Origin of the sequence: Allomuricauda sp. XS_ASV26 (assembly GCF_041224615.1) — a bacterium.
Classification (GTDB): domain Bacteria; phylum Bacteroidota; class Bacteroidia; order Flavobacteriales; family Flavobacteriaceae; genus Flagellimonas; species Flagellimonas alginolytica.
Genome location: NZ_JBGFGK010000030.1, coordinates 512,774 through 524,934, shown reverse-complemented (window position 1 = coordinate 524,934; position 12,161 = coordinate 512,774). Strand labels below are relative to the sequence as shown.

General features: G+C 39.2%; 11 protein-coding genes and 1 rRNA gene. 4 read left to right on the top strand and 8 right to left on the bottom strand.

Annotation, left to right across the window (positions count from 1 at the left end):
* Positions 1-104: ribosomal RNA gene (gene rrf / locus AB9K32_RS07480) — 5S ribosomal RNA — on the top strand; the annotation flags it as partial.
* A gap of 83 nt (positions 105-187) precedes the next feature.
* Positions 188-820 (top strand): hemolysin III family protein, encoded by a 633-nt coding sequence (locus AB9K32_RS07475; RefSeq protein ID WP_369884813.1) that lies wholly within the window; start codon positions 188-190, stop codon positions 818-820.
* Here AB9K32_RS07475 and AB9K32_RS07470 read toward each other — a convergent pair.
* The 3 genes from AB9K32_RS07470 to AB9K32_RS07460 form a co-directional block, all read right to left on the bottom strand.
* Positions 817-3,075: an Ig-like domain-containing protein gene (locus tag AB9K32_RS07470; protein ID WP_369884812.1), complete on the bottom strand. Its 2,259-nt coding sequence runs from the start codon at positions 3,073-3,075 to the stop codon at positions 817-819. The two genes, AB9K32_RS07475 and AB9K32_RS07470, sit on opposite strands and share 4 nt — an antisense overlap.
* Positions 3,076-3,116: 41 nt before the next feature.
* Positions 3,117-4,874, bottom strand: coding sequence for an Ig-like domain-containing protein (locus AB9K32_RS07465; RefSeq protein WP_369884811.1), 1,758 nt, complete (start codon positions 4,872-4,874; stop codon positions 3,117-3,119).
* A 123-nt stretch (positions 4,875-4,997) separates the two neighbouring features.
* Complete coding sequence (locus tag AB9K32_RS07460) at positions 4,998-5,684, bottom strand: ZIP family metal transporter (protein WP_224836454.1); 687 nt, start codon at positions 5,682-5,684, stop codon at positions 4,998-5,000.
* 56 nt (positions 5,685-5,740) lie between these two features.
* Here AB9K32_RS07460 and AB9K32_RS07455 point away from each other — a divergent pair, with 56 nt between their 5' ends.
* Positions 5,741-6,904: a THUMP domain-containing protein gene (locus AB9K32_RS07455; RefSeq protein WP_293296027.1), complete on the top strand. Its 1,164-nt coding sequence runs from the start codon at positions 5,741-5,743 to the stop codon at positions 6,902-6,904.
* Positions 6,905-6,991: 87 nt separating this feature from the next.
* Here AB9K32_RS07455 and AB9K32_RS07450 read toward each other — a convergent pair whose 3' ends face one another.
* Genes AB9K32_RS07450 through rlmD form a run of 4 tightly spaced genes read right to left on the bottom strand, consistent with a single transcriptional unit; the run spans position 6,992 to position 10,032 of the window.
* A complete protein-coding gene (locus AB9K32_RS07450) occupies positions 6,992-7,333 on the bottom strand; it encodes a VOC family protein (protein ID WP_252080124.1) in 342 nt (113 codons plus the stop codon).
* Complete coding sequence (locus tag AB9K32_RS07445; protein ID WP_369884810.1) at positions 7,326-8,090, bottom strand: DUF6048 family protein; 765 nt, start codon at positions 8,088-8,090, stop codon at positions 7,326-7,328. Before AB9K32_RS07445 ends, AB9K32_RS07450 begins: the two co-directional genes overlap by 8 nt.
* Complete coding sequence (locus AB9K32_RS07440; RefSeq protein ID WP_224836458.1) at positions 8,071-8,589, bottom strand: DUF6452 family protein; 519 nt, start codon at positions 8,587-8,589, stop codon at positions 8,071-8,073. The genes AB9K32_RS07445 and AB9K32_RS07440 overlap by 20 nt, the downstream gene beginning before the upstream one ends.
* Positions 8,590-8,619: 30 nt before the next feature.
* Positions 8,620-10,032, bottom strand: a complete 1,413-nt coding sequence (gene rlmD, locus AB9K32_RS07435; protein WP_224836459.1) for a 23S rRNA (uracil(1939)-C(5))-methyltransferase RlmD — start codon at positions 10,030-10,032, stop codon at positions 8,620-8,622.
* A 236-nt stretch (positions 10,033-10,268) separates the two neighbouring features.
* Between rlmD and rocD the strand changes: the two genes are divergently transcribed.
* The gene (gene rocD, locus AB9K32_RS07430) at positions 10,269-11,549 is read left to right on the top strand and encodes an ornithine--oxo-acid transaminase (RefSeq protein ID WP_224836460.1); all 1,281 of its coding nucleotides are present in this window, start codon (positions 10,269-10,271) and stop codon (positions 11,547-11,549) included.
* Between the two features lie 59 nt (positions 11,550-11,608).
* Here rocD and AB9K32_RS07425 read toward each other — a convergent pair whose 3' ends face one another.
* On the bottom strand, positions 11,609-12,124 hold the full coding sequence (locus tag AB9K32_RS07425; RefSeq protein WP_369884809.1) for a porin family protein: 516 nt from the start codon (positions 12,122-12,124) through the stop codon (positions 11,609-11,611).
* Positions 12,125-12,161 lie beyond the last annotated feature (37 nt).

The window sequence follows — 12,161 nt, the reverse complement described above, 5'->3', positions numbered from 1 at the left end:
CCATGGCGACGGGGCCCACCCCTTTCCATTCCGAACAGGGAAGTTAAGCCCGTTTGCGCCGATGGTACTGCCACACCAGGTGGGAGAGTAGGTCGCCGCCTTCCTTGAAGCCCTTTACGTAAGTGAAGGGCTTTTTTGTTTTTAGGGATTATCTTTGCAACATAAAAACATCTTTTAAACGATACCATTGAGTTCCCAAACCAATCCAGTTGCACTTGAAGAAAAATTAAATACCTATTCCCATGCTTTCGGTATAGTACTGGCAGTAGTAGGAGGAATACTTCTTTTTCAAAATGAAGTAGAAAGCAATCCTTATATGAAAGGTAGTATAATTACTTATGTACTTTCTTTAATACTATTGTTTTCCGCTTCTACCATCTATCATGCGGTAGAGAATCCAAAAATCAAGAAGAAACTTAGAGCCCTGGATCATATCAGTATATATTATTTGATTGCGGGGACATATACTCCGGTATGCCTTTCTGTATTACTGCCATCCAAGGGATGGTTATTGTTTTACTTAGTATGGGCTATAGCCATATTCGGAACAGTTCTTAAAATATTCTTTACTGGCAGGTTTGAAGCGTTTTCTTTAGTCCTTTATGGAATTATGGGGTGGCTTATCGTAATTGATTTACCATATTTATTGGCGCACATGTCCTCAAAAGGATTAATCTACCTTGCCTTAGGGGGAGCATTTTATACCATTGGAATCGTGTTTTATGCCGTAAAAAAAATACCATATAATCATTTAATATGGCATTTTTTTGTTTTGGGTGGGGCAGTAAGCCATTGGTGGCTAATTCATTCTTACATTTAATAGTTGTTGAATGGGAAATCTGTGTTTAACCCATACCAAATTTCTGAGTCATAGGATTTTTTTAAGGATTGATACCAGTCTGTTACATCCAGAATATCCTTATCATTCTTGATCACTTTATCTACATAGTCATTGTAATCCAATATACTTTGGTAAGAATACAATGCTGCTCCTTTAACTATTATACTATTATTGTTTTGGGCTTCACTCACGGTTTGAGCTATAAATTCAGGTAACTGCGGGATAACAACATCTGTTATTTTTCTGCTATCAAATGTTATAGACCAATTATATGTAGGATGCGTTTGAAAATCTGAATCAGCACAGATAATACGACCAAGGATTGGTTCGCTTTGGTCAGCAGTTAAGGAAACGGTGTTTCCATTGACCAGATATTCCAAATTCCATGAAGGAATTACATAGTTGTCCAAAGGTGTTCCCCTTCTTAAAGTATAATAATTATCCCAAGCCAAGACATGTTTATATGAGGCAAACGATGTATTTAAGTCATAAAAGAGACCAGGATTACTGATAAAATCATTTTCATTGGCATTATATATTTGATGGTAATTGTTTAAACCATCATCCTCCAAAGTGGTAGCACCAAAAATTTCCAGATAGGACGGTGGATAGGTTTGTGATGAATTTGCCACAGTGAAGTATCTCCTTTCAAGATTTGTCGTACTAAAGGCGTCTTTATCCAAAATGTATCCCGGATCAATTGGATTGTCTAAAACCAGATATCTGTATATCCCTGAATTGTTCATGTAGAGATAATATTCGTTGAAGCGAGTAGGATTGCTCAAATCCGCAGTGCCCAAAGAAAGATATCCTTCATAAAAGTATAATGCGGCAAAATAGCTAGATGACCGTGTATCAAACTTGGTATTGCTCCAAGGAGAATTTCCTCCACTTCCAATGACAGCGTCGCTTGATAAAAAGTTAGTTATTGGGATTTGGTAGCTTGAATCTTGACCTGAAGATAAATATTTTGGTGTAGATAGGTTAAGAACTTTTGGGTTGTTTCTGGTCAAGTTTTGATGTGTTGAAATATAGGCAGCATTACTGGAAGGGTTCTCTTCTAAATAAAAAGTAAGCATAAATTCCATCTCAAAATCAAATTCTTCGGTAGATCTAAGAATTATTTGTTGGCTATTATGTGAGAATTCTTTCCAATCTATTAGGCTACCATCCATTTTGGAAACGAAAACAATACCCATTTTCATACCATTGTCCAACTTTTCTTGTGGTACATTTATGACAATCAACCTGCGTTGAATCTGAATTGGAAACTCTACAATGGACTCATTGCCCAATGCATCAGAGGCGATGATTTTTAAGATATGTTCACCTGTAGCATATACTTCAGGATTAAATTCAAAATCAACTTGACCTTCAGTGCCGGCCGAAAAAGCAACATCGGTAGTCAATAGATTTTGTTCCTCAAGGGCAATATCAAAAAATGTAACTTGAGAATACATGTCAGAAAGACCAGTTGATATAAGTAACGATTCATCTAAAATTTGACCATTTTCAATTGTATTTAAAACAATTTCTGGCCCCGTATTATCAGAAATAAAAACAACATCAAAATTGGTAGTGTTACCAGCTAAATCAATAGCTTCTATCCGTAAGGTATTGTCCCCATCGGACAGGTTCAACGTATTGATATTGATTTCATAGGTTTCATCTGTGATTTGCTGAAGTAAACTATTGTTCAAGTAGGTGGTCACACCAGAAAGTCCTTCATTGTCACTAACAGCAAATGTAACAGTGTTGGTATCCCCATTGATCACGCTGCCATCCTCCAAAGAAACATTCGTGATGGAAGGTAACTCATTGTCAATATGGATAACTTGTTCCTTGGATGTTTCGTTGCCAGAAGTATCGGTTACTGTCACTTTAAGGGTATAATCGGTAAATTTAGCTGTAAGGTTGTTTTTGGATGTATAATTGGACACGTCAATGGTTATCTGATAAGGTGCTGTGGTATCCTCACCCACCTTTTTATCGTCGATAAAGGCTTCCACTTTTGAGATACCCTTCGCATCTTGTGCATTAATATTGATTTCCATTTGGTTGCTTACCACAATGGGTTCGGAACCACTCGAGGTTCCTGAAATGGTGAAATCCAGTGCTGGAGCTACTGTGTCAGGTTCAGGTGTGGTGTCACTGGATTCAGAGGAGCAAGAAAGCAAGGCAGTCAAGGTGATGCCCATTAAAACAAATCGATTGATACTTATTATTTTTTTCATGACACTATGTTATAATAGAAGTTTAGTAGGCAGTCTATGAATTAATCAAATAAAAAATGATTGGGATAGAAATAATTCTCTTTCCAAGGGCTAGGGTTGTCATAAATGGACTCTCTTTCTGGAGAAACCAGATACCATTTTTCATTATTTTGAATTACTTTTTGTAGGTACTCATCGTAAGAAGTAAGACCCTCATATTTAATTACTTCAACCTGTCTCTGGTCTTTGTTTTCGATACTTTCAAAAGTTTGATTATTGTATTTGTCGATAAATATCCACTCCTCAAGTTCTTCCGGGAGTGTAGGTAGAGGAACTGTTGAATTGTTTTGGCTATCAAAAAGAATATGCCATCTGTAGGTAGCATTGTTGCCATCCAATACGGTTTGTTGACCGCTACTTTTTGGAGAAAATGAATCTGAAATACTTAACCTTCCGACAAAATCTTGACTATTTGTGTTTTTGTCTATAGAGAAAGTGTTTTCTTGAAAAGTGTGGCTCAATGTCCAATTGCTACCATTGTAGGTTTTATTTGGTTTGCCAGTATGGTCTATTTTATAATTAAGGTATGTTAGTTCCGTAATGTAGTTATTGAAATTATTGTCCAACCAAAAATTATATTCAGATTCGATATCTAAATTAAACGTGTATGGGTATATCGCATGAAAAATATTATTCGAATAATCAACTGTATCTTCATAAACAAAGATTTTTAGACTTGGATCTTTGGATATAGAAGTATCAAGATTTGGATATTCAAAGCTTTCCAAAGTCATACCTTCGGAAGAAAACAGGTCGGGGGTTAGTTTAAACCCTTCTTCTAACATGTTTTTTTTAAAAAACGCATACTGGGCAGTGTTCTGATCAGTATTGACCATATGGAAATAAATGTTATCCGTCGCAAATTGGTTGTCATAACTCTCATATCTTCCAACTGATATTTTGTTGTTTGTATTTGAATAATTGCAGCTACAATTGTTGCCCCCTATGCTATAATCAAATCCTTGGGCACCTATTGCGATGGTCTCCGTGGTATTTTCATCCCAAAAACCTCCAATAGGGAATTCTTCGGGACTTACACGGTCAAAAAAGTTAGATGAGAAAATAGGATAATTATTAATGTTTATTTCGTTTAGGACGGAACCTTTTATATTCTGGATAGTAGCCAACTGATTGGTTTCACCATTGTAAGCCGCAAATTTTTGGGCGAAGGTCAACATATACTCTTCGTCTTCCGTAATATCCATGGTCGTACTAATTGTAACGGTTCTTTGACCTGTTTCCAATTTTTCAATGCCTAATAGTTCTCCGGTCATACGAGAGGCAAATATGTAAAAGTCCACTAGCTCTGGATTGTCGCCTTGTTCTGGAAAATTAATTGTTATCAGTTGTGTTGTTGACTCTATGATAATGTGTTGTTCTTTGGACGCTGTATTGCCAGAGGTATCCGTAGCATCAACACGCAATATGTAATTTTGCGATTTAGCTGTCAAGGATTTAACAGCATAGCCCGATAGATCAACCACAATAGTGAAGGGTGCGGTGTTATCTTCGCCCACCTTTTCATCGTCGATAAAGGCTTCCACTTTTGAGATACCCTTCGCATCTTGTGCATTAATATTGATTTCCATTTGGTTGCTTACCACAATGGGTTCGGAACCACTCGAGGTTCCTGAAATGGTAAAATCCAGTGTAGGGGCAATATTATCCGGAACAATTGATTGTTCTTCAGAATCTGAGGAACAGGAACATAGTAGGGAAATAGCTGTAAATAAGAGTACAGCAGGTCTTAAAAAATGCATGAAGTTAGTTTAGTTGACAGGAAATATAATTCTTTTTAAAATTAAAACCTTTGTTTGTCACCTCAAAAAGTAAGAAAAATCGGTAAAAGGATTTTGACCTCTTGCAGTATTGTTTTTTGGAGTTTAAACCAAATAAGCTATCCCTATTCCCAAGATTATCACCACTAGTTTACGAAGGTTGAATGCATGTCCCTGGGCACTTTCAAATAAAATAATGGTGGAAATATGAAAAAAGACCCCAATAGCAAGTGAGTTGAACAGGTAACCGTACCGTTCGACCCAAGGTGTGGTGGACAAATAGCTCCCCAGCGGCGTCATTAAGGAAAAGGCCCCGATAAACATCAATGTAGTGGACAGCTTTATTTTGGAGTTAAGTAAAAATATGCTGAGTATAACGGCAATCGGGATCTTATGTATTATAATTCCATATAAAATAGAATCGTTTCCGTATATGGGAACGCCCTCTACCAAAGCGTGTACGGACAGGCTAATGAACAACAGAACAGGAAACTTATTTTTTTTTACATGAAGATGTACATGACCATGTTCCGCCCCTTTCGAAAAAAACTCCAAAAATATCTGTAGTAAAATACCTCCCAAAATAAAGAATGCAATGGTCTTTGGGTCGTGCCCAACATATACTTCGGGAAGAAGTTCAAAAAAAGTCAGGGCCAATAGAAATGCGCCACTAAATGCCAGCAATAGCTTTATGTTGTCGTTATTCTTTGGTCTTGTAAACCAAACAAACCCAAAACTGGCCCAAACCGCTAACATGGGAACTACATAAATAATAATGGAAGGAAAATCCATACGGTCGATTAAGGGAGCAAAAATAGCCTATTTTTGCGTAAAGTTTTTAACATAGTATGTCGGGAAATTTTAAAATGATGGCCAAAACCCTCTACGGATTCGAACCGATATTGGCCAAGGAACTTCGCAACCTTGGTGCGGGCAATGTGGAAGAAGGGGTAAGGAACGTAACTTTTGAAGGGGATATGGGTTTTATGTACAAGGCCAACTTGTGCCTTAGAACCGCCCTGAAGGTATTTAAGCCTATAAAAACCTTTCGTGTTTTCAACGAAAAGGACCTTTATAGGAATATTTACGAACTGGATTGGCCAAGTATTTTTGATATAGGAAAAACATTTGCGATAGATAGTATTGCGAACTCTCCTGTTTTTGATAATACCATGTTTGTTTCTTTAAAGACCAAGGATGCCATCGTGGACAAGTTTAGGGATATAATGCAGGATCGCCCGAATGTGAAGACCCAGGACCCTGATATTAGGATCAACATACACATTTATAAAAATATATGTACGGTATCCTTGGATAGTTCTGGTAGTTCCCTGCATCAGCGAGGGTATCGGATTTCAACGAACATTGCACCAATCAACGAGGTTTTGGCCGCAGGCTTGCTCTTGCAAAGTGGATGGGACGGTCAAACGGATTTTTTTGACCCTATGTGCGGGAGTGGTACGTTTTTGATCGAGGCGGCGATGATCGCTTGTAATATTCCCGCAAACATTAATCGGGAATCCTATGCTTTTATGAACTGGAAGGATTATGATGCCGAGCTTCACGACAAAATTGTTGATGCCAGTTTAAAAAAGGTGAGGGAATTCCATCATAAAATAATAGGGTACGACAAAGCACCTTCAGCTGTTCGAAAAACCCAAGAGAATGTAGATCATGCCAATTTAACCGAGTATATAAGTGTAAACCGTAAAGACTTTTTTAGGGAGGATAAACCTGTAGAAGGAAAACTGCACATGGTTTTTAATCCCCCTTATGGGGAACGGTTACCCATTGAAATGGAAATTTTCTACGGAAAAATAGGGGATACCCTAAAACAGGTATACGCAGGAACCGAAGCGTGGTTGATCACCTCAAATATGGAGGCATTAAAACATGTAGGTCTAAAACCATCAAGAAAGATAAAAACATTTAACGGTAAATTGGAGGCCCGATTGGTTAAGTATGAAATTTACGAGGGGAGCAAAAAAGCCAAAAAACAAAAAATCGACTAAAGTGCCCATGGGTATAGTATTCTGATTCGTTTCTTTTTTTTAATTGAACGAGTCTGTCGTAGTATTCGCAAAGAGTGGTTGATAAGGTCACTGGTCGGACCAAATCGCAAGTTCGTTGCCCGATGGATCGAAAAAATGGAATCTTCTCCCACCAGGGAATTCAAATATCTCTTTGGAGATGGTGCCGCCTGCCGCAGTAATCTTATTTTGGATGGTTTCCAAATCCTCATGGTAGAGCACGATCAATGCGCCATTGATTATAGGTTGGTCCGTGAGTTCAAAACCACCTGAAATTCCACTTTCGGAGAACGACGTGTAACTGGGGCCATAATCGGTAAACTGCCAACCCAAAGTATCTTTGTAAAAAGTCTTGGTCTTTACCAAATCCAAGGCTTTAAACTCCACATAATCAATTTGGACCTTATTCATCCGATTGTTTTTTTTGTGCCTTTTTTTGTTTGGCCTTTTTGTACAATGGGATAAAGTAGGAAATGGAATAGTTGTAACTTACCCCAAAATTACTGCCTTCGGTAACTTTGTTAAACCCAGGGATCCATAGATTGGGAAACTCTTCGTTTTCTGTATTGGTTATTAAAAACCCCATACGGGCACTCATACCTACAAAAATATTGGCGAACAGTTCAACTTTTGCGCCGGCAACAAACTCCAACCACGTAGCGGAAAGCCCATCAAACTCTCGATTGGGATTTTCTCCGGGCAAAAATTCTGGATTAAAAAATTGATCGGTCTCGTAAAGACTATAATCGTTCAAAGTTTGACTGAAACTTGAAAAGGCCACACGACCTCCTATGGTAATGGCATTGTTCATGCCGTACCAGTTGTCGTAAGTATTTATGTCGATTCCTGCTTTAATATAACTTCCAGATGTTTCGTAATCGTAGAGTAGAGTATTGTTCAGGTTTTCGTCTTGTCTTTTGGTTTCGTTCCCTATTTCTGCGGCCAGATACAATTTGCGGGTAAGCCTAAAATCTCCGACCAGTTCCAATCCGGTGTAATCCTCATCAACAAAAGATAGCACCAATTTGCTCAGGTCCGCACCTACACGGAGGCCATAGGGGTCTTTGTACTGTACGGTGTCCTTTTGCGATAGATCTATCGTTTCACTTTGGGCCAGTGATAAAAATGGCAATAGACCAATAAAAATACTAATGCAATATTTTAACATGGATGTTATCTGTATTTTCTACGTTCGGTTGTACAACGCTGATATCCTGGACCCAGTTGTCGCTGTCCTCGGTCAAGCTAACCTCAATATTGTTATAGTTCACCACAAAGCCACATGCTCGGGAAACAAAAGCCTCACTAAGTTCATAGGTGATTGTTAAAGTATCTATATTTCCCGTTTCCAATTCGGTTTCCGCATCGTCATCAGAATTGGAGATGAGTTGGTACATTGTGGTAACGGCGGTACTTCTTAAAGGTACCGATAGGGAGTCGGGCGAATCCGATCTGTCGTTAAAACTGTCGTTATCCAATATACTGTCTATATCGATGTTTTTTATTCGAATGGATGTTACTTGTTTTGCTTCGGTGGTATCTTCAGCATCAAAAAAACCAATGACCAACAAAGGGGTATCACCTTCTACACAGATATCGTCCTTTTCACACGAGGAAACATAGAAGAGTAAAGATGCAATAAGCAGGATGGGGATTATTTTCTTCATTCCGGTTTTCAATGGATTTTAATTCTGGTGCTAAATCCGTTTTTCCAAAAGTACAACATTTTCAACGTGGTGTGTTTGCGGGAACATATCAACTGGCTGCACTTGTGTGACGGCATACTGTTCTTTCATTAGAGCCAGATCACGTGCTTGGGTTGCGCTATTACAGCTTACGTATACAATTTTTAATGGTGCCACATTCAATAGCTGTTCCACCACCTGTTTATGCATACCGTCACGAGGAGGGTCGGTTATGATCACATCAGGTTGCCCGTGTGCTGCAATAAAATCATCGTTGAACACATTCTTCATATCGCCCACAAAGAAATCCACATTGGATATGTTATTGTGCAGGGCGTTTGCCTTGGCGTCTTCAATAGCCTCTGGTACGGATTCCACACCGACTACTTTTTTTGCATTTTTGGCAACAAACTGTGCAATGGTCCCAGTTCCGGTATATAAATCGTAAACTAGTTCATTACCTGTTAATCCAGCAAAATCCCTTGTAACTTTATAGAGTTCGTATGCTTGCTCCGAGTTGGTCTGATAAAATGACTTGGCATTGATCTTAAATTGTAGGCCTTCCATTTCCTCAAAAATATGATCTCGGCCCGCATAGCAGATCACTTCTTGGTCATAAATAGTGTCGTTGCCTTTGGAATTGATTACGTATTGAAGTGAAGTAATTTCCGGAAACTTATCCTTTAAGTGATCGAGCAATAATACTATGTTTGCTTTATCTTCCTGGAAAAACTGAACAAGAACCATTATTTCACCTGTAGATGATGTTCTGATCATTAATGTTCTTAAAAGGCCTTGCTGTTTTCTTGGATTAAAAAATTCTAGACCATGGGCATTGGCAAAATTCTTCGCCTCCAACCGAATGGCATTGGACGGGTCTCGTTGTAAATGACATTTTTTAATATCCAGAATCTTGTCCCACATGCCCGGAATATGGAATCCCAATGCATTTCTATTTTCGATTTCATTGTCGGAACTGATTTCCTCTTGAGTCAACCAACGACTATCGGAAAATGAGAATTCCATTTTATTGCGATAAAAATATTGCTCTTTGGAGCCCAATATTGGCGATGATACGGGGAGTTCCAAATTCCCAATGCGCTTTAGGTTGTTCTCTACCTCCTTTTGTTTAAAAAACAGCTGATGTTCGTAGCCCATGTGTTGCCATTTACAGCCTCCACAAGTACCGAAATGCTGGCAAACAGGTTCTGTTCTTTTATCGGATAGGGTGTGGAAATTGGTGGCAACTCCCTCAAAATAGGCTTTTCGTTTCTTGGTCGTCATCACGTCCACCACATCTCCGGGAACGGCATTGGTAAGGAAAATCACCCGTCCGTCCGGGGCTTTGCCTACTGATTTTCCTTTTGCTCCCGCATCTACTACCTCTACGTTTTCAAACGTTTTTCTCCTTCTATTTTTACGCATGTCGCAAAAGTAAGCCCTTTTTGGAATTTCACAGAACACTGTATCTTAAATTGCAGGTAAACTTTTGGAGTAACCAGAAATGGACAACCTAATGTCCAAGCAGAGTTTTGCCCAATAATTTGTATTTTGCACCAACTCTCAGGGATGATTTCTCTCCCACGCTGCTTTTTCGAGACTTCGAAAGAATAAAGGTACAGTAGGAATGGTTATTTTATCAATTTTAATCATTTAATGAAATGGCTGTTTTAGAGCATTTAACATCGCAGCAAGCGATAGATTTGGAAAACAAGTACGGGGCACACAATTATCACCCCCTTCCAGTGGTATTGAGCAAAGGGGATGGTGTATATGTGTGGGATGTTGAAGGGAAAAAATATTACGATTTCCTTTCTGCATACTCTGCCGTAAACCAAGGGCACTGTCACCCTAAAATTGTTGGGGCCATGGTGGATCAGGCAAAAACATTGACCTTGACATCCAGGGCATTTTACAACGATATGTTGGGGAAATACGAAAAATATGCGACAGAAACCTTTGGTTTTGACAAGCTATTGCCAATGAACACTGGAGCGGAAGCTGTGGAGACTGCCTTAAAAATTTGTAGAAGATGGGCATACCAGAAGAAAGGTATCCCGGAAAACCAAGCAACCATTGTTGTTTGCGAGAACAATTTTCACGGAAGAACCACAACGATCATCTCATTTTCCAACGACGAGGTGGCCCGTAACGACTACGGTCCGTACACAGAAGGGTTCATAAAGATTGAATATGACAACTTATCCGCATTGGAACAAGCATTGGAAAACAATCCCAATGTTGCGGGCTTTTTAGTGGAGCCTATACAAGGGGAGGCAGGGGTTTATGTGCCTTCCGAAGGATATTTAAAGGAAGCCAAGGCACTTTGTGAAAAATACAACGTACTTTTTATTGCAGATGAAGTTCAAACAGGTATTGCCAGAACAGGAAGGTTGTTGGCAACCTGCGGTAATTGTTCCTGTCCGGACAAGAATTGTAGTGGAACACCGGAAGTAAAACCGGATATTTTGATTTTGGGAAAAGCCTTATCGGGCGGTGTTTATCCTGTTTCGGCAGTTTTGGCCAACGACAGTATAATGGAAGTGATCACCCCGGGAAGCCACGGAAGTACCTTTGGGGGCAACCCTGTTGCTGCAGCCGTGAGTATGGCGGCCTTAGAAGTGGTCAGGGAAGAGAATTTAGCGCAGAATGCCGATGAACTAGGTGAATTGTTCCGTGAAGAGCTGAACAAATTTATCTCCACTTGCGATCTGGTTGTAAAAGTTAGGGGAAAGGGATTGCTCAACGCCATTGTGATCAATGATACAGAAGAGAGTTCCACCGCTTGGGACATTTGTATGGCACTTAAGGAAAATGGCCTGTTGGCCAAACCGACCCATGGGAACATCATCCGGTTCGCACCACCTTTGGTGATGAACAGGGAACAGTTGATGGACTGTGTATCCATTATTATAAAAACGCTGAAAGAATTTTCTAAATAAATCTTATAAATAAAAAAGGGCGGTGATTTCACCGCCCTTTTTATTATGGTAAGTAATTATTATAAAAACTTGTATCCAACGCCAAGGGTCAGGTAATTTCCTCTAACCTTGATGTCTTCACTTCCCGTATAGGAATTATTGATTTGAAACGTATATCTGGCTTCCAGAAAAAAGTCTTCATCAATATCATATCCGATACCACCGGCTAGATCAAATTCAACACTGCTGAAATCGTCCGGAGTGTCCTCAAGAGAGAAAACCAATTGTGGTCCTGCTTGAATATTGAATTTTTCAGAGATTGCAAATTTACCTAGAATAGGAAGAATGATGCCATCAGCTTCATCAACGTTGGCATAAAGAAGTTCGGGCTGAATATTGAAATTTTCAGAAATTTCGAAATCAGCTACTGCACCCAAATAAAATCCGGAATTAGAATCGGATACGGTGATCCCATCTACTTTAACACTCCCTCTGGCGTTAAGGTAGCCAGCTGTAGCACCAAACCTAACTTCTTGAGCTTGGGATGCATAAGTAAATCCAAGTACGGTAATTGCAACTAATAATAGTTTTTTCATGTTTAATTAATGATTATAGTTAAGGCGTAAAGATAGA